General features: G+C 43.1%; 18 protein-coding genes and 1 tRNA gene. 12 read left to right on the forward strand and 7 right to left on the reverse strand.

All coding sequences use genetic code 11. The annotated features are described in order from the left end of the window. Positions 1-19: 19 nt before the first annotated feature. The 4 genes from N5O98_RS13975 (at position 20) to N5O98_RS13990 (ending at position 5,297) form a co-directional block, all read left to right on the forward strand. Positions 20-667, forward strand: coding sequence for an AlbA family DNA-binding domain-containing protein (locus N5O98_RS13975; RefSeq protein WP_004308278.1), 648 nt, complete (start codon positions 20-22; stop codon positions 665-667). Between the two features lie 33 nt (positions 668-700). Further along, positions 701-2,089 carry an alanine/glycine:cation symporter family protein gene (locus N5O98_RS13980; protein ID WP_004325091.1) on the forward strand — a complete coding sequence of 463 codons (1,389 nt, stop codon included), beginning with the start codon at positions 701-703 and terminating at the stop codon, positions 2,087-2,089. Between the two features lie 111 nt (positions 2,090-2,200). Beyond that, entirely contained in the window at positions 2,201-2,833 is a 633-nt protein-coding gene (locus N5O98_RS13985) for a hypothetical protein (protein ID WP_004301962.1), read from the forward strand. 328 nt (positions 2,834-3,161) lie between these two features. After that, on the forward strand, positions 3,162-5,297 hold the full coding sequence (locus tag N5O98_RS13990) for a KamA family radical SAM protein (RefSeq protein ID WP_004308282.1): 2,136 nt from the start codon (positions 3,162-3,164) through the stop codon (positions 5,295-5,297). 116 nt (positions 5,298-5,413) lie between these two features. Here the strand turns inward: N5O98_RS13990 and N5O98_RS13995 are convergent, their stop codons facing one another. The 4 genes from N5O98_RS13995 to N5O98_RS14010 form a co-directional block, all read right to left on the reverse strand. After that, positions 5,414-6,727, reverse strand: a complete 1,314-nt coding sequence (locus N5O98_RS13995; RefSeq protein ID WP_004304803.1) for a nucleobase:cation symporter-2 family protein — start codon at positions 6,725-6,727, stop codon at positions 5,414-5,416. Positions 6,728-6,843: 116 nt separating this feature from the next. After that, positions 6,844-7,551 (reverse strand): nucleoside-specific channel-forming Tsx family protein, encoded by a 708-nt coding sequence (locus N5O98_RS14000; protein WP_004308283.1) that lies wholly within the window; start codon positions 7,549-7,551, stop codon positions 6,844-6,846. A gap of 73 nt (positions 7,552-7,624) precedes the next feature. After that, positions 7,625-9,220 (reverse strand): SusD/RagB family nutrient-binding outer membrane lipoprotein, encoded by a 1,596-nt coding sequence (locus N5O98_RS14005; protein WP_004308285.1) that lies wholly within the window; start codon positions 9,218-9,220, stop codon positions 7,625-7,627. 15 nt (positions 9,221-9,235) lie between these two features. Next, positions 9,236-12,364, reverse strand: a complete 3,129-nt coding sequence (locus tag N5O98_RS14010; protein WP_032849444.1) for a SusC/RagA family TonB-linked outer membrane protein — start codon at positions 12,362-12,364, stop codon at positions 9,236-9,238. A 108-nt stretch (positions 12,365-12,472) separates the two neighbouring features. On the opposite strand from N5O98_RS14010, the gene N5O98_RS14015 reads away from it, so the two are divergent. From N5O98_RS14015 to N5O98_RS14025, 3 genes are all read left to right on the forward strand, one after another. Then, positions 12,473-13,051 (forward strand): uracil-DNA glycosylase family protein, encoded by a 579-nt coding sequence (locus N5O98_RS14015; protein ID WP_004320682.1) that lies wholly within the window; start codon positions 12,473-12,475, stop codon positions 13,049-13,051. 48 nt (positions 13,052-13,099) lie between these two features. Further along, a complete protein-coding gene (locus N5O98_RS14020) occupies positions 13,100-13,453 on the forward strand; it encodes an arsenate reductase family protein (protein WP_004308288.1) in 354 nt (117 codons plus the stop codon). Between the two features lie 65 nt (positions 13,454-13,518). Beyond that, positions 13,519-13,591, forward strand: a tRNA-Trp gene (locus N5O98_RS14025). A 259-nt stretch (positions 13,592-13,850) separates the two neighbouring features. Here N5O98_RS14025 and N5O98_RS14030 read toward each other — a convergent pair. Next, on the reverse strand, positions 13,851-15,701 hold the full coding sequence (locus tag N5O98_RS14030; RefSeq protein ID WP_004308289.1) for a vWA domain-containing protein: 1,851 nt from the start codon (positions 15,699-15,701) through the stop codon (positions 13,851-13,853). Positions 15,702-15,890: 189 nt separating this feature from the next. Between N5O98_RS14030 and N5O98_RS14035 the strand changes: the two genes are divergently transcribed. The 5 genes from N5O98_RS14035 to N5O98_RS14055 are packed head-to-tail and all read left to right on the forward strand — an operon-like array spanning position 15,891 to position 20,010. Beyond that, positions 15,891-16,547: a CDP-alcohol phosphatidyltransferase family protein gene (locus N5O98_RS14035; protein ID WP_004308290.1), complete on the forward strand. Its 657-nt coding sequence runs from the start codon at positions 15,891-15,893 to the stop codon at positions 16,545-16,547. Then, on the forward strand, positions 16,544-17,500 hold the full coding sequence (locus N5O98_RS14040; protein ID WP_004301949.1) for a phosphatidate cytidylyltransferase: 957 nt from the start codon (positions 16,544-16,546) through the stop codon (positions 17,498-17,500). The genes N5O98_RS14035 and N5O98_RS14040 overlap by 4 nt, the downstream gene beginning before the upstream one ends. A 24-nt stretch (positions 17,501-17,524) precedes the next feature. After that, entirely contained in the window at positions 17,525-18,181 is a 657-nt protein-coding gene (locus tag N5O98_RS14045) for a lysophospholipid acyltransferase family protein (protein WP_004320683.1), read from the forward strand. Next, positions 18,182-18,754, forward strand: coding sequence for an RNA polymerase sigma factor (locus tag N5O98_RS14050; RefSeq protein WP_004301947.1), 573 nt, complete (start codon positions 18,182-18,184; stop codon positions 18,752-18,754). Further along, a complete protein-coding gene (locus N5O98_RS14055) occupies positions 18,751-20,010 on the forward strand; it encodes a carboxypeptidase-like regulatory domain-containing protein (protein ID WP_004308291.1) in 1,260 nt (419 codons plus the stop codon). Before N5O98_RS14050 ends, N5O98_RS14055 begins: the two co-directional genes overlap by 4 nt. A gap of 10 nt (positions 20,011-20,020) precedes the next feature. On the opposite strand, the gene N5O98_RS14060 is transcribed toward N5O98_RS14055, so the two are convergent. Together N5O98_RS14060 and N5O98_RS14065 are read right to left on the reverse strand one after the other, a co-directional pair. After that, the gene (locus tag N5O98_RS14060) at positions 20,021-21,190 is read right to left on the reverse strand and encodes a DUF418 domain-containing protein (RefSeq protein ID WP_004308292.1); all 1,170 of its coding nucleotides are present in this window, start codon (positions 21,188-21,190) and stop codon (positions 20,021-20,023) included. A gap of 237 nt (positions 21,191-21,427) precedes the next feature. Beyond that, positions 21,428-22,300 carry a pyridoxamine kinase gene (locus N5O98_RS14065; protein ID WP_004304792.1) on the reverse strand — a complete coding sequence of 291 codons (873 nt, stop codon included), beginning with the start codon at positions 22,298-22,300 and terminating at the stop codon, positions 21,428-21,430. Between the last annotated feature and the right edge of the window lie 200 nt (positions 22,301-22,500).

A 22,500-nucleotide genomic window follows, 5' to 3' on the forward strand; every position in this document is an offset into this window, starting at 1 on the left:
TTTACCTACCTTTGTAGCCATGAAACTGCTTACAGATACCGATTATATACATGCACTGATTGCTGAAGGAGAGCACCAGCAACAGGACTTTAAATTCGAAATTTCCGACGCACGCAAAATAGCCAAAACACTTTCGGCCTTTGCCAACACGGACGGAGGACGATTACTTATTGGCGTTAAAGACAATGGTAAAATCGCAGGAGTACGCTCCGAAGAAGAAAAATATATGATTGAAGCCGCCGCACAACTTTATTGCGTGCCGGAAGTGGAATATTCTCTGCAAACATACATAGTGGAAGGACGGCAAGTGTTAGTGGCAACCATCGAAGAAACTCCACATAAACCGGTTTACGCCAAGGACGAAACCGGAAAACCCCTAGCCTATCTCCGCATCAAGGACGAAAATATTCTGGCAACTCCCATACATCTCCGTGTATGGCAACAGAGCGATAGCCCCCGTGGAGAACTCATCCGCTACACCGAACGTGAACAGCTCCTGCTCGATCAACTGGAGCACGGAACTTTACTCTCACTCAACCGTTACTGTCGACAAACCGGACTTTCACGACGTGCCGCTGAACATCTGCTCGCCAAATTTGTTCGTTATGATATTGTGGAACCTGTATTCGAAAATCATAAATTTTACTTCCGAATAAAAGACGAATAACCACAAACAATGCTTTATACTTAATACTTAACTATGACTTTTATCAACGAGATTAATGACATACTTTGGACGTATATTCTAATTATTATGTTATTAGGATGTGCTGTCTGGTTCAGCATACGGACACGCTTTGTACAATTTCGCATGATCCGGGAAATGATCGTGCTGTTAAGCGAATCCGCCGGCAAAGGAAAACAGGGAGAGAAACATGTATCTTCTTTTCAGGCATTCGCTATTTCTATCGCCAGCCGTGTGGGTACGGGGAATCTTGCGGGAGTGGCTACTGCCATTGCCATCGGAGGTCCCGGGGCTATTTTCTGGATGTGGGTCATCGCACTGTTAGGGGCTTCGAGTGCTTTCATAGAGTCTACTTTGGGACAATTATACAAAATACGCGGAAAGGATTCGTTCATCGGAGGACCTGCTTATTATATGAAGAAAGGGTTGAAACAACCGTGGATGGGAATGCTTTTTGCCGTATTAATAAGCATTACTTTCGGGTTTGCTTTCAATTCTGTACAGAGTAATACGATCTGTGCTGCGGCAGAGCATGCTTTTGGGTTCAATCATATTATATTGGGAGGTGTGCTGACTTTGCTGACATTGCTTATCATCTTTGGAGGTATTCAACGCATTGCCCGCGTCAGCAGTATTATCGTGCCTGTTATGGCTTTGGGATATGTAGGGCTGGCACTGGTTATTGTTGCACTCAATATCACTCATTTACCGGGTGTTATCGCACTGATTGTCAGCCATGCTTTCGGTTGGGAGCAGGCATTGGCAGGAGGAGTTGGTATGGCATTAATGCAGGGCATCAAGAGAGGACTTTTCAGCAATGAGGCCGGTATGGGTTCGGCCCCGAATGCGGCTGCCACGGCTCATGTCAGCCATCCCGTAAAACAAGGGTTGATACAGACTTTGGCGGTATTTACAGATACATTATTGATATGTACCTGTACGGCTTTTATCATCCTCTTTAGTGGGGCTCCTCTGGATGGTTCGGCTAATGGAGTGCAGCTGACTCAACAGGCGTTGACAAACGAAATAGGTTCTTCGGGCAGTATCTTCGTTGCCGTAGCTCTTTTCTTTTTTGCTTTCAGCAGTATTCTGGGGAATTATTATTATGGTGAGGCTAATATCCGTTTTATCACTCACCGGAAATGGGTACTTCATGGTTACAGGATATTGGTGGGTGGTATGGTACTCTTCGGTTCACTTGCCACATTGGATATGGTATGGAGCCTGGCAGATGTCACGATGGCGTTAATGGCTATCTGTAATCTGATCGCTATCCTTTTCCTCGGAAAATATGCTATCCGTCTGCTAAATGATTACCGCGCGCAAAAGAAAGCTGGCATCCAAAGCCCTGTTTTTAAGAAAGAGACAATGCCGGACATCGAAAAGGACTTGGAATGTTGGTGAAAACCAACTGTTTTTGTACCTTTGCACGCAAATTGACAGATGGTAGTTATGTTATATACCTTCCACACGCTCAAATAGTAAATTGTAAATAATAAAATTGTAGAGATAACAATGGGCTTATTTGGTTTATTCAAGAAAAAATCCGATGAAACGAAAGTCGGCAATGTAGAAGATTTCATATCACTGACACGGGTGTATTTCCAGTCAGTTATCGCCACAAACCTCGGTATCACTAATATCCGCTTCTTGCCGGACGTAGCTAACTTCAAACGTTTGTTTAAAGTTCCTACTCAAAACGGTAAACTGGGATTGGCCGAAAAATCTGCTGCGCGCAAAATGCTGATGCAGGATTATGGGTTGAACGAGAACTTCTTTAAGGAAATCGACTCTTCCGTGAAACGTAACTGCCGCACTCAAAATGATATTCAATCTTATTTGTTCATGTATCAGGGATTTTCCAATGATCTGATGATGTTGATGGGAAATCTGATGCAGTGGAAGTTTCGTATGCCGTCGATCTTTAAGAAGGCTTTGTATGGTATGACACAGAAAACGGTACACGATGTTTGTACCAAGACAGTGTGGAAGGCTGATGATGTGCATAAAACGGCTGCGACTGTTCGCCAGTACAAAGAGCGTTTGGGATACTCTGAACAGTGGATGACGGATTATGTGTATAATATTGTTCTTCTTGCCAAGAAGGAGCCGAAACGGAAGAACGACGACACGGAAACGAAAAAATAAGTCGCTTTAAATGTTAGAAAATCGTAAAGATTAATAGGATAGAAAAAGCGGGGGTTTTGTACCTCCGCTTTTTTTGTTATCTTTATGTACTTTTTTCTTTTGTCTTGATACAAAAGAAAAAGTACCCAAAAGAAAAAATCAAGGCTGCGCCTGCCCGGCTACTCCGGTTTCATTCCCGTCTAAAGGGTAGAAACTCGCTTCGCTCAAACAGTCTGCCCTTCTTAACGCCGGTAATAAAACCTTCGCTTGACGCCGTGCAGACGAGGCCGGAGGAGGACCATGCGGTATGGTAGTATATTATAATAATTAAAAAATAGAGAGATTGCTTATGAAACAAAAGAAAATGCTTGCGCTTACTTTTTCACAGTTGAAACAAATCTATAATCAAGAAATTCCGGAAGTGGTGGAGATAGCTGATAAGAGCTCTTCTGTGGAAGAGTTCAAGGCTGGGATGCTGCGTTTTTTGGAAATTTGCAGGATAGAAAATGAGGCTGCGGAGGAGGCGAGGGAGCAAATTCGACTCTTACTCGATTATGATGGACAGAATGTCCATGAACTGTCTACTGGACAGGATATGTCAGTACAGACGATTCGGTTGCTTTATGAGTTTCTGACGGGAACGTTGGAAAATATGGAGATACCGACGGATTTGTTTATTGAAATTTTCCAGATGTTTAAACGGTTGAAGGGAGAGGTTGTGCCTTTACCATCGCCACAGCGTATCAAAAGTAGGAATGACCGGTGGGAAACGGGATTGGATGAAGAGGTACGTGAAGTGCGGGATGAGAATAAGGAGCGGATGTTGCACTTGTTGATTCAGAAGATTGAAAACAGGAAGTCGAAGCCTTCGGTGCGTTTTCACTTTGAGGAGGGAATGAGTTATGAAGAAAAATACAGGTTGGTCAATGAGTGGTGGAACGATTTCCGCTTTCATTTGGCAATGGCTGTGAAAAGTCCGGGCGAGTTGAATCGATTCCTGGGAAATTCACTTTCGTCAGAGACTATGTATTTGCTTTATCGTGCCCGGAAGAAGGGTATGCCGTTCTTTGCAACTCCTTATTATTTATCGTTGCTTAATGTAACGGGATATGGGTATAATGACGAGGCTATTCGGAGTTATATTCTGTATTCTCCACGTTTGGTGGAGACGTATGGAAATATTCGCGCGTGGGAGAAAGAGGATATTGTAGAAGCCGGGAAGCCTAATGCTGCGGGATGGCTTTTGCCGGACGGGCATAACATTCATCGGCGGTATCCGGAGGTGGCTATTCTCATTCCTGACACTATGGGACGGGCTTGCGGAGGACTTTGTGCTTCTTGTCAGCGTATGTATGATTTTCAGAGCGAGCGGTTGAATTTCGAATTTGAGTCTTTACGCCCGAAGGAATCATGGGATCGTAAGTTGCGTCGGTTAATGGCTTATTTTGAAGAGGATACGCAATTGCGGGATATTCTTATTACAGGAGGCGATGCGCTGATGAGTCAAAATAAAACGCTTCAGAATATTCTGGATGCGGTGTATCGGATGGCGGCACGCAAACAAAGGGCGAATCTTGAACGCAAGGATGGAGAGAAATATGCGGAATTGCAACGGGTACGGTTGGGGTCACGTCTGTTGGCTTATTTGCCGATGCGTATCAACGACGGGCTGGTTGATGTTCTGCGGGAATTCAAGGAGAAAGCATCGGCTATCGGTGTGAAACAGTTTATTATACAGACTCATTTCCAGACACCGCTGGAGGTTACTCCTGAAGCTAAAGAAGCGATCCGGAAGATTCTTTCTGCGGGATGGATTATTACGAATCAGTTGGTATATACGGTGGCTGCTTCACGTAGAGGGCATACGACCCGGCTTCGTCAGGTGCTCAATTCGTTGGGGGTGGTATGTTATTACACTTTCTCGGTAAAGGGATTCAATGAGAATTATGCAGTATTTGCACCCAACAGTCGTTCAATGCAGGAGCAACAGGAGGAAAAGATTTATGGCCGTATGACACCGGAACAGGCGGAGGAGTTATATAAGATATTAGAGACGAAAGTAGGAACAGAAGAGGAGCCTAAAGAGGATGTTGCCAAGCAATTAAGACGCTTCATGAGAAAGCATCATTTACCTTTCCTTGCCACTGATCGCAGCGTATTGAATTTACCGGCTATCGGTAAAAGCATGACTTTCCAGTTGGTGGGACTAACTGAAGAAGGAAAACGAATTCTACGCTTCGAACATGACGGTACTCGTCATCATAGCCCGATTATCGATCAGATGGGGCAGATTTATATTGTAGAGAATAAATCGCTAGCTGCTTACCTGCGCCAGTTAGCCAAGATGGGAGAAGATCCGGAAGACTATGCTTCTATCTGGAATTATACGAAAGGAGAAACCGAACCTCGTTTCAGTCTTTACGAGTATCCTGATTTCCCCTTCCGCACAACAGATAAAATGAGTAATTTAAGTATTAAGAATTAGGTATTAAGTATTAATCGACAAGCATCAACTAACAAGTATTAATCAACGCCTATCAAGTATAAACCAGCGGCTTCGGTAATACTTATTACTTAATACTTGTTTCTACTACTTGTTTCCTACTCTTTTACCCGTATTACTATATTTGCAATAATTGCAGTTAGGCCTCCGGTGGTAATCCCTGAAGAGAAGATACTTCGAATTGCTTCCGGGGCTTGTTGTAATACGTCCGGCATTAGTTCTACCCCTAAGCCTAAGGAGAGGCTGACTGCTAATACCAAAGTTTCTTTACGGCCTATTTCTTGTGAGGAGACAATACGGATTCCCGCCGCTGCTACTGTGCCGAACATTAGTAAGGTTGCACCGCCCAGTACAGGATCGGGCATTAAGGAAAATACGGCACCTACGATGGGAAATAAACCCAAAAGGACGAGCATTGCTGCGATATAATAACCAACATAACGGCTGGCTACTCCGGTCAGTTGGATAATACCGTTGTTTTGTGCAAAGATGGAGTTTGGAAAAGAGTTGAATACACCGGCGAGAAAGGAGTTGAATCCATCTGCCATTACTCCACCGGAAACCCGTTTCAAATAGGAATCTCCTTCAATGGGAAGTCCGGAAATCATAGAGTTGGCAGTTACATCACCTGTTGCTTCAATGGCAGTTATCAAGTAAACCAGACCAATGGCTATAAAAGAAGACACATTGAAATCAACACCATATTTAAAAGGCTGGGGAATATTAAAACTCATCAGCATTTCCACATTCAACGCACTCATATCCACTTTTCCCAGAGCAAATGCCAAACCATAGCCAAGGCAAAGTCCGAGTACAATGGAACTCATACGCAGGTATTTGTTCCCGCAACGGTTGAAAAACAAGACGCTAAGAAGTACCAGTGCTGCAATAGACAGGTTTTCCCACGTAGCAAACGTACCATTATCCATAGCTGCATATCCGCCTCCGCAAGATACGATACCTACCTTTATCAGACTCAATCCGATAAGCAGCACGACAATACCGGAAACCAGCGGAGTGATAATATTACGCAGATATTTGAATGTGCGGCTGACAATCATTTCGATAGGCGCAGCAGCCATACAGGAACCGAAAATTAACGGTAATCCGCCTACCATCCCTGTGGCAATGATAGGGCCGATAAAAGAAAAACTGGTTCCCTGGATGCAGAGCAGTCTTGCTCCTATCACACCAAAGCGGCGGCATTGTATAAAGGTAGATACTCCCGAAGCAAAAAGAGACATGGAAACCAGAAAGCTTGTCTTTTCTACATCAAGTTTCAAGGCACTTGCGATGATAAGCGGAGGTGTAATGATCGCTACGAAAATAGCCAAAAGATGTTGTAAAGCCGCAAACAAGGCGTCTTTAAAAGGGGGACGGTCTTCTACGCCGTAGATTAAATCAGTTTTCATTTAACAGGGTTTCTATATATTTTTTTAAGTTCCGCAGAGGGATAAACAGAGATTATTCTGAAGTCCGGCTTCTTTTAGTCCGACTTTTTTTAATTCTATTTCTTATAATCCGTTTTTTAGTTCAGCGTCCATTTCAGAGCGAGTGTCGGGATAACATAAAAGCCATCACGACCGCCGAAGTTATTACTCAATTCGACTTCGGAGCCAACACTAAGATTGAAATTTTTATTTACTCCTTTGATTTTGTTTAGGTTTACCCAGAATTGTGGTTCGGAGAGAAAGATAGTCTTTCCATAGTTGGTTTCTTCGCGCCACCAGTCGGCAAAGCCGGAGAAAGTGAGCAGATTGCGGCAGAAATTCACGTACCACGTACCTGTCAGCTGGAAGTTGTTGGGCGATTGGTGTTTCTGAATATACTTATACATAGCAGTCAGCGTAAAGCCTTTGGAAAAGGAAGCATTATTAAAAGTGTAGGTAGCTCCTGCCAGATAAGCATTTTTATAAGACATGCCTTTCGATAATCCACCGTTATATTCAAGATGTGCAGAGAAAGGACCTTTCCAGAATTTTAGTTCACGGGCTATTTCCCAATAAGCGGAAGCGACACCCTCGGAAGTGTAATCCATATCAACAAAGAAATAAGTGCTTCCCCAAGTATCAGGATGAAACTTCTCCACAGTGGAGGTGAACAGCGGGCGACCTTGCAAATCTTTATCATACAAAGAACGTCCGAAATCATAATGTAGCTGAATGTTTTGCGCCTGCAATCTCGGTACGCCAGAGAGCAACATACAAAGGAAAAGAGCAGAGATAATCTGTTTCATAAGTAAATGTGTTTAAATGAAGATGCAAAAATAGTTAAAGCTACACATATAAGCACATTACTTCTGTCTTTTTTTATTCCAGGTTATTATTTCCCGTATCCCACCAGAGTCTTGTACCTCCATGGTCATCTCCGCCTAAAGCCTCGACAAGAGCAGAATATTGCTCCGGGTCTTCTGTCTGCAATGTACCTGGGAAATTAAGACGGCGCACCATGATCTCCGTGTCGATGCATCCGCTCCTACTATGATTGAATCGAACGGGAAATAAACGGGGATATCCCGTTCGTCTTTGTTCGGCCCAAGCTTCGCAACCTTCCGAGAACATGGCAATCCACTTCTGCGTGATAATCTTCTCCAGTTTTGTCTCCTTATCATCCTGCGGATTCCATTTGGGAGTGACTTTACAACGCGCTTCTATATTATTTTCTTCATCATAAGTGTCTATAAAGTCGGAAGCTGTCAGCTCACTTTTCAGGTAATCCTCCACCCCATAAATTCCCCATTGATGAAAAGAGGTAGTTACGCCGTTCCGGTAACAAGCTTCTTCATCTTCATCGGTCCACCCGCGCAAAGCGGCTTCGGCACGCAGAAACCAGACTTCCGAAGCAGTCATCAGAGGCGCATCGGTGCTTTGCAGGACAAACAGCTTCGACAATCCGGAATAATGACTATGAGCAAAACATGTCCCTTGACGAATTCCACGATATTGTCCTTTCAAAGCTTCATCCGTACAGTGTTCGAAATAAGCTCCAAGACGAGGATCATCATATCCGACCAAGATTGATTCCATGTTAGCACTCATGTAAGTTTCATTCCACACACGGTTAAGTTCTCCCAATGGATTGGTATATCCGGATTTGGTAGAAACGATTGCTCCGCCTGTTTCCGCTTCAAAGAAGCCATAATCGTTTTCTTTTATTTTCTGTATTTCAGCACAAGCCTTATCGGGAGCAACAGAGGCAATACGCATTGCCAACCGCAAACGCAACGAATTGGCAAACTTCACCCAGGAAGCGTATTTCCCATCCAACAAAATATCAAAACGTGCAAATCCATTGGATTCCGGTTTCTCATCTATATAGTTGGTGAGAGCAACTACAGCAGAATCGAGTTCATTGAAAAACTCATAATAGACATCCTCTTGTTTATCCGGACGGTAATGTTTTTCGGCATTAGCAAAATTCTTATAAATGATAGGACCATAATAATCCGTCACACGATGCATCGCTTCCACCTTTAATATTTTCGTTATCCCGAACAGAGCAGGATGTGTATTTCGGGTAGCATTCTCCGACTGATATATCTGTGGGAAAATATAAGAATACATGTGTGTCCACATGGCGCTATTCCAGCCGTCCTGCATATTATAATCGGAATTATGCGAGCCCCCGTTCAGAGGTTTGCCGTCATGCATATACCCACTGAACATGTCCGCGTTCAGATTCTGTATCAGTTGGAAAGGCCAGTTCTTTCCTTTTCCGTAGTCGTAATTAAAATAAATACCTTGCTGAATAATTCCCAAACGGATTCCATAGCCATTGTCATCAATAATCAAGTCATCATCCGTGATACCGGACAAATCGGTATTGTAATCACGGAAATTACCGGTACAAGCTACAGAGAACAGCAATAACCCCAACAAATATAGATATACATATTTTCTCTTCATTTCTCTCTCCTGCCTTTAAAATTCACATTTCAGAGTAAAGCCCAGACTACGGGTCGTAGGCATTCCGAACACTTCAATTCCTTGATTATCATTTCCGGTAGAAAGTACCAGATCCGGATCAAAAGGAGCTTTCTTATACAAGAAACATAGATTGCGAGCTACAAACGAAAGCTGAACATCTTTCAGTACCTTCGTTTTCTGTATCCACTTCTTGGAGAAATTATAGCTCAATGATACTTCACGCAACCGTAAATTCGTAGCATCATACATATAATATTCCGTCACCCCGGCACGCCCGCCTACTATTTTATAGAATCCTTTCACATTGTCTATACGCTGACCGTCGAGCATTACATATCCCCTGTCACGCGCATCGGCCGTTATTTCAGATACTCCATAAAGATCCATTTCCGCCTGTGTCTGCGAAAGGACTTCACCTCCGTAGCGCCAATCAAGCAGAAAATAAAGGGTGAAGCCTTTGTAAGAGAATGTATGATCCCATCCCATCATAAAGACAGGGTTGGCATTTCCTACTTTCACCGTATTCCCATCGCCCTCCACCAATGGAAGTCCTTTATTATCACCCTCTGTTTCGTAAACGATATTGCCTGCATCATCACGCACAAAAGCCTTACCATATATATCACCGATAGAACCGCCTTTAATAAGTTTCATGGCATAGCTGGAAGAAAAACTGGTAGGCCCGTAAATCATTTCTTTCAGATCTTCGTGCAACTTCACTATCTTATTCTTATTGGTAGAGAAGTTTACAGAAGTTTTCCAGTTGAAATCAGGAGTTAATACGGGAGTTCCATTCAGTGTCAATTCCCATCCCCGATTCTGGATATTTCCGGCATTTACATATCGGTAAGCATACTTATCACCTGCAAGTGCGGGAAGTTTGAAGAATTGATTATAAGTATTGGTACGATAATAAGTCAGATTAACCCCTAAACGGTGTTGAAAGAATCGCCATTCAGTTCCAAATTCGATGGCATGAGTCATTTCCGGCTCCATTTCCTTGAAAGGTGCGGCGTCATTCGCCTGTATCTCGCCACCGGCATTGATCTGCGAAGAGGGATTAGTGATAAATGGAGGAATATCATTCCCTACTTTACTATAAGCGCCACGCAATTTTGCGAAAGAAACCCATTCGGGTAACTTCACCCATTTATCAAGTAGCATGGAAAGCCCTACAGAAGGATAAGCGAATCCGGATTTTTCATGGCTGGTATAAGACAAGGTTGACGCCCAGTCATTACGGGCCGTCAAATCAAGAAACAATTTTTCCTTATAACCGATCTGTGCCGTACCGAATATAGATTGCAACTGACGGCGTTGATCTATTCGCTGGTCAATACTGGCAGAACTGTTCATGACGATATTGGCAATATTAAACACATTAGCAAACTTCAAAGATGCATTTTTCGAATCATATCGGGTAGAATTAACGACTTTATCATTTATACTACCACCAATCGCCGCATCCAGTGTAAAATCCCCCCAGGTTTTCTTCACCATCGCCATGACATCACCATACATCTGGGTTTCCTGATAATCCATCTCGATATATCGTCCGTTCGCTCCACACAGGGCGGTGGCAGTAGACGCATAGAATTTCTGGCGTAACTTGTCCGCCCAATAATCCATGTTTCCACGGGCTTGAATCGTCAGCCAATCATTTACCTTAAAGTTTGCTGAAAGAGAAAGGATAATGCGTGTACGTGTTTCTTTACTTTGTATGCGGTTCGTTATCCAGTATGGATTCTGTTCGAAGTCTTCGGTAAACGTATGCCAATTCTGCACACCCAGTTTCCGTTCTTCGTCATAGGTTTCAAAATGATCTTTATAATAAGACAAATCCTCCCCACGAGGAAAACGATAGAGCCCTACCAACGGATTCATATAGAAACCTCCCGACACCGGCTTATTCTCGACGGTCTGTTTCATCACATTCACACTACCGTCCAGTTTCAGACGTTTGTCGAACATGGTAGCCGTCTCACGCAAGTTTATATTATGCTTTTTCAGTTTATTCTTGTCGATAATCCCCTTTCCGGTAGTATTGGCATAGGAGAAATAAGTTTGCAGGTTTTCATTTCCATAACTGATAGATACGGAAGTCATCGATGTCAATCCGGTACGGAAAAAATCATCCAGATTATCATAAGCCATCAGATTCTCTTTCTCTCCCCAGCTGTCTACCACATCACTGACACCATAACGATTCTGCATTTTAGGCATACTGAATGCTTTCTCGAAAGTGAGTCCTGTAGAGAAATTAATATTCCTTTGTCCGACAGAGTTGCCTTTTTTAGTCGTGATAAGAATCACTCCGTTAGCAGCCATGCTACCATATAAAGCCGCAGCAGGAGCACCTTTCAGAATACTGATGCTTTCTACATCTTCCGGATTCAGATTAGAGATTCCGTCTCCTCCATCACGATTCCCTGCATTCGCCGTACCACCAATAGCCGAATAAGCCTGTTCGGAAGAGGTATTCGACATCGGCACTCCATCTATTACATAAAGCGGTTGATTATCACCGGATACCGAACGGATTCCCCGGAGACTGACTTTTGCGGAACCGCCCATACCGGAAGAGTTTTTGTTGATTTGCACACCGGCAGCTTTTCCCGCCAGAGCAGCAATCATATTTACTTCTTTGACACGGTTCAGTTCTTCTCCCTTGATTTTTTGCACAGAATAGGCCAATGTAGCTTCATCCTTTTCAAGTCCCAAGGCCGTTACGATGACATGTTCAAGCATCACCGCATCTTCCTGAAGACGTATTTCAAGCACATTCCGACCTGCCACATTGACTTCTACAGTCTTATAACCCACAAAAGAAACTTGTAAGACAGCACTATCCGGCACAGACAAAAAGAATTTTCCATCAATATCGGTCACAGTACCATTGGCTCCCCCCTTTTCGCGTATTGTAGCACCGATCAGTGGTTCACCATAGATATCAATTACACGCCCTCTCACGGTATTATGATCAGAAGGAACTTCTATCGTCCCTCTTAACGCTTGTTGCTCCGAAGCATAACAATTTCCTCCCTCCAGAAAAAACAGGCCTATTAAGAAGCAACTCACAAAAACTTCTTTTTTCAATGATATAATAAAATATTGTTTGTTCATCACGCCGCAAAAATAACTAATTATTTTAAATCTAGCATTTTTTCTCATTGATTTTGAAGGAAATAAACATTATCACTATTTTTGTACGAAATTAAAATGAAAGAAATTATGGAAATCGAAATACATCCGTTAGAACCGTTTCTCCCAGCGAAATCAAAATTACTTATGCTGGGAAGTTTTCCGCCACAGAAAAAACGTTGGTCTATGGAGTTTTACTACCCGAACCTAAACAACGACATGTGGCGTATATATGGAATCTTATTCTTTAATGATAAGAATCACTTTCTGAATTCGACACTAAAATCGTTCTGCCGCGAGCAAATCATAGACTTTTTAAACGAAAAGGGGATTGCCCTATTTGATACCGCTTCATCCATTCGTCGGTTGCAGGATAATGCATCGGACAAGTTTCTTGAAGTAGTGGAAGCCACCGATGTTGCAGCATTACTGCGGCAGCTTCCCGAATGCAAAGCAATCGTCACTACGGGCCAAAAAGCAACGGACACTCTCCGACAGCAATTCGACATAGAAGAACCCAAAGTAGGTGATTACTCCGAATTTGTTTTCGAAGGTCGTGCCTTGCGACTATACCGGATGCCCTCATCATCAAGGGCGTATCCATTAGCATTGGACAAGAAAGCAGCCGCTTACCGGATTATGTTTCAGGATTTACAGATATTGAAGTGAAGTTCAAGTATTAAGTATTAAATATCAAGTATTAAATTATAAATGAATATGGCAACATTATTTTTGCAGTACCCGGCATGCAGCACATGCCAAAAAGCCAAGAAATGGTTAACAGAAAATAACATTGAGTTTACCAACCGCTTAATCGTAGAAGAAAATCCTACGGTGGAAGAATTAAAGGCATGGATTCCGCGCAGCGGTCTGCCGGTGAAGAAATTCTTCAACACGAGCGGATTAGTATATAAAGAGCTGAAACTAAGCGAGAAGCTACCTGCAATGAGTGAGGAAGAACAGATAGCACTATTGGCAACCAACGGTAAATTGGTGAAACGCCCATTGGTAGTGACAGACAGCTTCGTTCTGGTCGGTTTTAAACCCGATGAGTGGGAAAAATTAAAATAATTCAAAACTTATTTACCCGAATGTTTGGAGATTCAGAAGTTTCTACTACCTTTGCAGCCGCAAACACGGGAGTAGCTCAGTTGGTAGAGCACCGGTCTCCAAAACCGGGTGTCGGGAGTTCGAGCCTCTCCTCCCGTGCAGAGTTAAATAGCTGTAAACAATAAGTTTACGGCTATTTTTCGTTTCAGGTCGGACGAAATTCGGACGAAATAAATGATAGTGACGCTATCCGACAAAGATAGTGACGGTATACAACAGCGATAGCGTCACTATCCCGAACATATACCGTCACTATCATTTTCTACGATTATCCATCTGGAATTCTACGTTCATTCATATCTGCGAATCTTACGCATAGTCATATAGCGTACACTCACAATGACTCCCGCCCGATTTCCTAGTTCTTATTCGTTCTTTCCAATCCTTTGGCAGCCTCAACCAAACGGATGAATTCTCTTCTATATCCTTTATCATCATTATTCAGTCCCTGTTTGGCCAGATTAATCACTTTATCGTAACTGGCATTTCCTTTGAAGTCAGAGTCCCGAAGCAACTGTCCGAACATAGCCACTGCAGAAGCAAAGCGGAAATCAGAAGAAACATTATTACCTTTATTATCAACGAAAGGAAGTTCCATTTTCTTGCTGACATCTTTATCCGGAGCTTTATAACGCAGTTTCACAGTCAGGAGATCATTAGAGCCTGTCGGTTTCACTGTCACTTTCTCTTTCTTCTGATATTTCAGATCGTCTATTTTACCCACATATTCATTCTTTATACCTGTAGGAATCACTTCGTAAAAAGCAGTTACCGTATGTCCCGCACCCATATCTCCGGCATCTTTAGCATCATTATTAAAGTCTTCGTCTTTCAACAGACGGCTTTCGTAACCAATCAAACGATACGCCTGCACTTGGGAAGGATTAAATTCCACTTGCAGTTTGACGTCTTTCGCCACTGTATGCAATGTAGCGCCGAATTCGCCTACTAAAACACGATTGGCTTCCTGCAAGTTATCTATATAAGCATGATTACCGTTTCCCTTTTCTGCCAACACCTGAATCTTCTTATCTTTATAATTACCCATGCCATAACCTAATACGGTAAGGAACACTCCACTCTTACGTTCTTTTTCAATCAATTGTTCCAATCCTTCGGCGGAAGAAACACCCACATTAAAATCACCGTCGGAGCAAAGTATGATACGGTTGTTACCATTAGAGATAAAATTCTTCTTGGCTATTTTATACGCCAACAGGATACCCGCACCACCTGCCGTAGAACCACCTGCCGTCAATTCATCTATCGCTTCACGAATCTTCTGTTTGTCACTACCCAGAGTGGCCTCCAGTTTCACACCGGCACTGCCTGCATAAGTCACGATAGCTACTTTATCTTTATCCCGTAAGTTGTTTACCAACAATTTGAGAGATGATTTCACCAAATCCAACCGGTTGGCTCCCCACATAGAGCCGGAGACGTCAATCAGAAACACCAGGTTAGATGCAGGCAAATTATCCGTCGGAATTTCTCTAGCTTTCAAGCCAATACGCACAAGACGGTGAACCGCATTCCAGGGACATGCTCCGGCTTCCATCGTGATTTTCACAGGATCACTTCCTGTCGGTTTCGGATAATCATAGGAAAAGTAGTTCACTAATTCTTCCGTACGGATAGCATCTACAGGAGGCAATTCACCTTTATTGATAAAACGACGCATATTACTATAAGAAGCAGCATCTACATCAATAGAGAAAGTAGAAAGCGGAGCATCCGACACACTCTTAAATCCATTCTCCTGAATCTGCCCGTATTCTTCCGCATTTACAGCATCATACATGATTCCCGGTGTCGGACATACCGCCATATAAGCAGCAGACACCGATTTAGTAGCCTTTAGCTCATGCCCGTATCCTACCACTACACATTCTTCCAATACCACATCATCAGCTTTCATCTTCACATCCAGCGTAGCCGATTTCACCACCCTTCTCTCTTGCTTATACCCGATATACTGGAACAACAACGTCTCCCCCTTCTTGGCCTGAATGGTGTACTGGCCCTTCATATTCGTTATTGCACCCTTCGAAGTACCCTTGATCTGTACCGAACAACCTACAAGCGGATTTCCATCCTTTGCATCCGTCACCGTACCCGACACAGTAATAACTTGCGCATTCATCCTACCTAAAGAAATAACCGCCATGAGCAGTACGAGCATCATCGCTCTGAATTGATTTGTTTTCATAACTTCTTATTTTAAAATGTTACTATTAGTTCGCTTTTATTATAGAGATGCACATTTCACACAGATTCCATAAATTGCCTGAACTTTTTTTTATCCGGCAGAAAAAAGAGTCATTTCAAAATTCTCACTCATTCCTTTGCAACTCTTAAGATGATGTGTATATTTGCCGATCATAAACATATTATAAATATGAAAAACGAAGTCGACGGAAGGCGGGAAATAGCCTCACGAAACACAGCCTGGGCTACTATTATTGCCCGCAAACTAACTCGTTGGGGTGTCACTCCCAATCAAATTTCCATGATGAGCGTATTCTTCGCTATGGTGGGGTGCCTTCTGTTGATCGGCACAGTCATTGATCCCGGTTTTAACAAGTATGTAGCCTACATTCTGTTCATCGTTTGCATGCAGTCGCGGTTACTCTGCAACCTGTTCGATGGGATGGTAGCTATTGAAGGAGGGAAGAAAAGTGCCAACGGAGATCTCTACAATGATATGCCCGACCGCTTTGCTGATGCTTTGTTCATCATTCCCATCGGATATATAGCAGGTGGATTCGGTATTGAACTGGGATGGCTAGCGGCCCTTCTTGCCGTTATGACAGCTTATTTCCGCTGGATAGGAGCCTACAAAACGCACCAGCATTTCTTTAACGGTCCGATGGCCAAGCAACACCGCATGGCATTGCTCACGCTTGCCTTTGTAGTAGCCACCTGCACCATTCACGCAGGATACGACCGGATGGTATGTCTCATAGCTCTGATAATAATCAACGTCGGCCTTGTCGCAACACTGATACACCGTCTGTACCTCATGTCACACACAACAAACAATGAAATAAAATGAAAGAACTACTGGATATCATATTTCCTACGCTAAGCGATGAATTGATTATCGTCATTTCGCTCATCATCGGACTGCTTGTTACGGCAAGCCTTATTCTTTTTCTCGTAAAGAAGATCTCTCCAAAAACAAATATCAGCGAACTCTCCGCCCGCACGCGTTCATGGTGGATCATGGCGGGCATGTTTATCGGCGCTGTATTTATCAGCTATAACATTTCTTACTTCTTCCTTGCCTTTCTCTCTTTCATCGCTTTCAGAGAACTGTATTCGGTGTTGGGATTCAGAGAGGCAGATCGCGGAGCATTGTTTTGGGGGATATTGGCCATTCCCATTCAATATTACCTTGCTTACCTTGCCTGGTATGGAGCATTCATCATCTTCATTCCGGTAGTTATGTTTCTCGTATTGCCCTTACGACTTGTTTTAAAGGGAGACACCCACGGAATTACCAAGTCGATGGCTCTGTTGCAGTGGATTCTGATGCTTTCAGTATTCGGTATCAGCCACCTCGCTTATCTCCTGTCGCTTCCTGAACTTCCGGGATTCAATGCAGGAGGACGAGGTCTGCTATTATTCCTTGTATTCCTTACGGAAATCAACGATGTTATGCAATTTATCTGGGGCAAACTTCTCGGACGACATAAGATACTCCCGAAAGTAAGTCCGAACAAAACGTGGGAAGGATTTCTGGGCGGTGTAATCAGTACTACCGTCATTGGTTACTTCCTCGGTTTCCTGACTCCCCTCTCCGCTCCCAACGTTATCCTGGTAAGTGCTCTCGTTGCGATTGCCGGATTCTCGGGAGACGTAGTCATCTCCGCCATCAAGAGAGATAAAGGAATTAAGGACATGGGGAACAGTATTCCCGGTCATGGAGGAGTATTCGACCGGATAGATTCTCTGGCCTACACGGCTCCTGTATTTTTTCATTTAGTTTATTACATTGCATATTAAACGGAGGGAATGGAAAAAAGATTCATGCAAGCTGCTGCCATGCAGATTATATATAAAGGTGTATTCCAATGGTTTCTGAAATTGGTTGTAGGAGTTCAGTTCACCGATTGCCAGTTCCTCAAAAAGGAAAAGCAATTCATCATCCTTGCCAACCATAACAGCCATCTGGACACCCTAAGCTTGTTATCTTCCCTGCCCGGAGGACTTTTATGGAAAGTCAAACCCGTAGCAGCAGAAGATTATTTCGGGAAAACCCGCTTTCAGGCTTCCATCAGCAACTTTTTCATCAACACACTGCTAATCAGAAGAAAAGGAGAAAAAGATTCGGAGCATGATCCGATCCGTAAGATGCTTGAAGCCATCGACGCCGGATATTCACTGATTCTTTTTCCGGAAGGAACCAGAGGAAAGCCGGAACAGATGGGAAAAATTAAATCCGGCATAGCCCGCATCCTGTCTCTGCGACCCGAAGTGAAATATATTCCCGTATTCATGACCGGTATGGGACGTTCTCTGCCCAAAGGAAAAATGATATTGTTGCCATATAAAGCATCTATCTATTACGGTATGCCCGCATTGGTAAAGAGTACGGATACGCATGAAATATTAGACCAGATTACAGGTGATTTTGAAGCAATGAAAGAAAAATATCAAGTCATTATTGACGAAGAAGAGGAATAGATGTTGTTTTTCAAAAGAAAAATATCAAAACTATCGGACGAGGAATTACTAATACATTACACGAAGTCCGGTGATACGGAATATTTCGGCGAATTATATAACCGATATATCCCGTTACTATACGGACTTTGCCTAAAATATCTGCATGATGAAGACCGGGCACAGGAGGCGGTCATGCAGTTGTTTGAAGATTTATTGCCTAAATTGGGAAATTATGAGATAAAAGTGTTCAAGCCATGGCTCTACCGGGTGGCAAAGAATCATTGCTTGCAACTTTTACGAAAGGAAAATAAAGAAATTACGTTAGATTATACCGTTAATGTTATGGAATCCGACGAATTTCTGCATCTATTAAGTGAGGAGGAAAGTTCAGAGGAACAACTAAAGGCATTACATCACTGTCTCGAAAAGTTGCCCGAAGAACAACGGACCAGCATTACGCGTTTCTTTTTAGAGGAAATGTCGTATGCCGACATTGTGGAACAGACCGGATTTACTCTGAACAATGTGAAAAGCTATATCCAAAACGGAAAGCGAAACTTAAAAATTTGTATTAAGAAACAAGCCCTATGAAACTATTGGACTACATACGAGGACTCCGCAAAGGAAAAGAGGCACACCGGCTGGAAAAAGAGTCGATGCAAGACCCTTTCCTGGCCGATGCTATGGATGGATACAACCAGGTGGAGGGAAATCACGAACAACGGATCGAGAAACTGCGGATGCAGGTTTCTGCTCATTCGGCAAAGAAAAAGAACACTTATGCTATCACCTGGAGCATCGCTGCGTGTCTGATTATCGGATTCGGTATCAGCAGTTATTTCCTGTTCCTGAAAAAGAGCATGACAGATGAAGTGTTCATTGCGGAAGAGAGTGTTTCCACAAAGTTGGCTGAACCCGCAGCTCCACCAACTCCGGCAATTCCTGCCACTCCAACAGTTCCCGCAACTCCGCAAAAGGAAATCGCATTAGCTACTACAAAGGTAAAAACGGATTCCACTCCTATTTCCGAAATTACTGCGAGACAAGCGGATAAGAAAGATATGATTGCCAAAATCCAAACGACTTCGCAACCACAAGGTGCGCCTGTGGCAGCTGTGCCGATGATGGAAGAAGTCTCGGAAGAGACTGCTGCATTGCAAGAAGTAGTAGCAACGATAGATACTTTCGAATCTGAATCAGATAAGAAAATGAAGATGGCTAAGGTAGCGACTATCCTTCCTCAAAATAACATGATTAAAGGGAGAGTGACCGACGAAAAAGGAGAACCGCTTATCGGAGCCAGTGTGACATATAAAGGAACGAATATCGGAACCATCACAAATATGAATGGAGAATTTTCGTTAGTCAAAAAGGATGATAAGAAACGATTGACAGCTGAATATATCGGATATGATCCGGTAGAAATCCGGGTAGATACCAGCCGGACGATGCTCATTGCCATGAACGAAAACAAACAGACACTCAATGAAGTGGTGGTAGTGGGATATGGCGCTAAGAAAAATAAGAAGTCAACAACCCTCGGAAGTGTTGTGAAGGTTGAGGAACAGGCAGAGAAAGAGATCACTCCACAACCTGTCATCGGTAAACGTAGCTATCAGAAATACCTGAAGGAGAATCTCGTTCGTCCGGCGGATGAAAAGTGCGCACAAGTGAAAGGAAAAGTTGTATTAACTTTCCTTGTTAATAAAGAAGGGCGTCCCTTCTACATCAAAGTAAAAGAGAGCCTTTGCGAGTCTGCTGATAAGGAAGCAATCCGCCTGATCCAGGAGGGACCGGACTGGATTTACGGCAACAAACTTGCAGAAGTAACTGTCAAATTCGAATAGTGGGAAGTCACTAAATCCAAGTACCCTTACGCCATAAGAATTCGAGTGGTCCCTGTTTATGACGGGCAAGCCACCAACGGCTGAATATCAGCTGAACAGTAAAGATGAGCAATGCAATCAGCAGACTTGCCGTTGCTCCGGCATATTTGTACATAGCTAATCCGAATCCATAATAGATGATTACCCCCATAATAGATTGGGAAATGTAATTTGTCAGACTCATACGACCGTAAGGAATCAGCAGACTTTGCCAGCCATATCCTTTCTCTTTCTTAAACCAAAGCAAGGTGAAGATAGAAACCAGGATAATCATAAACGCAAAATTGGCATAGGACGGAACGGCAATCTTATAAGGAATTTGTACGGACGGATTGGTGAGTAAGTCCGGCACAAAAGTTTTCAGGCAATAGAGAGGAATGAATGCGAGGACGACACCTTTCAACATCTTCTTCCAAAAGCGTACGGATTCTTCGCTCTTTATTAAATATTTCCGGCGCCCCAGTAACATTCCGAACATGAACAGGGCAGCCGTCTGAAACAAACGACCATTTTCCACTTGCCAGATATTGCTGTATAATTGTCCGTCGGAGATGTTGGAACAGAGTACTTCGAAGAAGTTACCATTGGCAGTTGCCTCCTGTGCACGCATAGCATAAGGCATAAAATGACCGGTTGATACAACATAGTCTGGATTTATCATCGCATAAATGGCACGTCCCCACTCATAAGGCTGAAGAAGCAGAATGAGGGCAATCCAAAAGACCGTTTTGTCCTTTAGCTTGCACACGGGTATCAACGCAAAACCCACTACCGCATAGAGTAAAAGAATATCCCCGTTATAGAATAAGGCATGTAACTGCGCAAACAGGAAAAGCAAACACATCCGCCAGGCAAATCGTCCGCGGAAGTCTATACCACGTTTCTCTGCATTGTGAAACTGAATGTAAAAACTAAAACCAAACAACAAAGAGAAAGTAGCATACGCCTTTCCCGCAAACAGGAAAAACAGGATGTCCCATGCATATTTATCAATTGTCTGTAACCATGCAGGCACATTCTCCGGTACTAAGAACAGATTATAATGCTCCAGATTATGTAATAATACAATTGCCAAAAGGGCAAATCCGCGCAGAGCATCCACTACTCCAAGACGTTCGGATGTTTTTAGTGTTTGAGTCATTAGTTAGATATAATTATTCCTTTTTTTAATGCCGGTAAAATTAATGGAAATATTTGAAACACAAAAGCTTGTAAACGTTAAAAAGGACTGACTAAAAAGACTGGGAAATTGTTTTTCATCCCTACTTACGTACACTCGCAGATGGGATGGTTATACCAATTCCGTCCTTTTTAGTCAGCCCTTATTCTTTATCTTTACAGTGTGACTTTTTTCTTAGCCGTGAAAACTCTTTATCTTTTATATTAATTCATAACTAGCCATCTGTATTGGCATATCCAAATTATGAAGCACTTTCTCCAATAGAATACCCTCACGGTTGTCATATTCATACCCAAAAGTGGCACGAATACCTTGCAGGATAAACTGTGTGGCACGGTCCAACGCCATCGGCAGACTGTCTCCCTGCATCAAAGAGCCGGTGATGACACTGGTAAAAGTATCGCCCGTGCCGGGATAATGTGCAGGCAGATAAGGGCAGGTCACTTTCCAGTAGCGGTTTCCCTGACGGTTATAAGCATAGACAGATGTTTTATGAGGCTCATCATGTACAGGAACACTGGTGATGATAACCACTTGCGGACCTTTATCAGACAAAAGACGAAGATATTCTTTCAGCTCTTCATCCGTGTTATCTGCTTTATAGGGTTTATCCAATAAATAAAACAGTTCCGTCAGATTGGGAGTAATCACATCTGCTTTCGTGATTAAATGGCGCATCTCTTTTATCATCTCTCCATCAAAGTTGGTATACAACCGTCCGTTATCTCCCAACACCGGATCGGCAACGATCAGGCTGTCCGGCCGACGAAAGTCCCTGATAAAATCAGAAACAATCTGAATTTGTCTCGGAGAACCCAAGTATCCGGTATAGATAGCGTCGAACTCTACCTCCAGTTTCTTCCATTGGGCAATAATCTTCGGCATTTCGTCCGTCAGGTCGAGGAAGGAGAAACCGGGATATTGCGTATGATTGGATAACACAGCCGTAGGAAGCGGACAGACTTGAAAACCCATGGATGAAAGAATAGGAATGACGACGGTCAGAGATACGCGCCCCATTCCCGAAAGGTCATGGACGGCGGCTATTTTCTTTACTTTATTGGCATACATATAATTTATAATTAAACGTTTTACTACTCTTATCCTACAAATTCATTTATCTACTATGGACAAACAGAAACAGATATCCTATTTACATCAAAGGAGATTCGACTATATTCTCCCAAAGACTCTATTACATCCGATGGAAACCGGACTTTATCCAAACAGAGCCTCTATTTACATCAAACGGAAGCTCTGTTTATATGAAA

Source organism: Bacteroides sp. LFL-34 (assembly GCF_027257075.1).
Lineage (GTDB): Bacteria > Bacteroidota > Bacteroidia > Bacteroidales > Bacteroidaceae > Bacteroides > Bacteroides ovatus.

Coding starts and splice junctions, on each gene's coding strand:
- N5O98_RS14065 (WP_004304792.1), bottom strand. CDS start 22,300: ATGTATGCCAATAAAGTAAAGAAAATAGCCGCCGTCCATGACCTTTCG.
- N5O98_RS13995 (WP_004304803.1), bottom strand. CDS start 6,727: ATGAAAACTGATTTAATCTACGGCGTAGAAGACCGTCCCCCTTTTAAA.
- N5O98_RS13975 (WP_004308278.1), top strand. CDS start 20: ATGAAACTGCTTACAGATACCGATTATATACATGCACTGATTGCTGAA.
- N5O98_RS14035 (WP_004308290.1), top strand. CDS start 15,891: ATGAAAAACGAAGTCGACGGAAGGCGGGAAATAGCCTCACGAAACACA.
- N5O98_RS13990 (WP_004308282.1), top strand. CDS start 3,162: ATGAAACAAAAGAAAATGCTTGCGCTTACTTTTTCACAGTTGAAACAA.
- N5O98_RS14050 (WP_004301947.1), top strand. CDS start 18,182: ATGTTGTTTTTCAAAAGAAAAATATCAAAACTATCGGACGAGGAATTA.
- N5O98_RS14040 (WP_004301949.1), top strand. CDS start 16,544: ATGAAAGAACTACTGGATATCATATTTCCTACGCTAAGCGATGAATTG.
- N5O98_RS14005 (WP_004308285.1), bottom strand. CDS start 9,220: ATGAAGAGAAAATATGTATATCTATATTTGTTGGGGTTATTGCTGTTC.
- N5O98_RS14015 (WP_004320682.1), top strand. CDS start 12,473: ATGGAAATCGAAATACATCCGTTAGAACCGTTTCTCCCAGCGAAATCA.
- N5O98_RS13980 (WP_004325091.1), top strand. CDS start 701: ATGACTTTTATCAACGAGATTAATGACATACTTTGGACGTATATTCTA.
- N5O98_RS14020 (WP_004308288.1), top strand. CDS start 13,100: ATGGCAACATTATTTTTGCAGTACCCGGCATGCAGCACATGCCAAAAA.
- N5O98_RS14060 (WP_004308292.1), bottom strand. CDS start 21,190: ATGACTCAAACACTAAAAACATCCGAACGTCTTGGAGTAGTGGATGCT.
- N5O98_RS14055 (WP_004308291.1), top strand. CDS start 18,751: ATGAAACTATTGGACTACATACGAGGACTCCGCAAAGGAAAAGAGGCA.
- N5O98_RS14030 (WP_004308289.1), bottom strand. CDS start 15,701: ATGAAAACAAATCAATTCAGAGCGATGATGCTCGTACTGCTCATGGCG.
- N5O98_RS14045 (WP_004320683.1), top strand. CDS start 17,525: ATGCAAGCTGCTGCCATGCAGATTATATATAAAGGTGTATTCCAATGG.
- N5O98_RS13985 (WP_004301962.1), top strand. CDS start 2,201: ATGGGCTTATTTGGTTTATTCAAGAAAAAATCCGATGAAACGAAAGTC.
- N5O98_RS14000 (WP_004308283.1), bottom strand. CDS start 7,551: ATGAAACAGATTATCTCTGCTCTTTTCCTTTGTATGTTGCTCTCTGGC.
- N5O98_RS14010 (WP_032849444.1), bottom strand. CDS start 12,364: ATGAACAAACAATATTTTATTATATCATTGAAAAAAGAAGTTTTTGTG.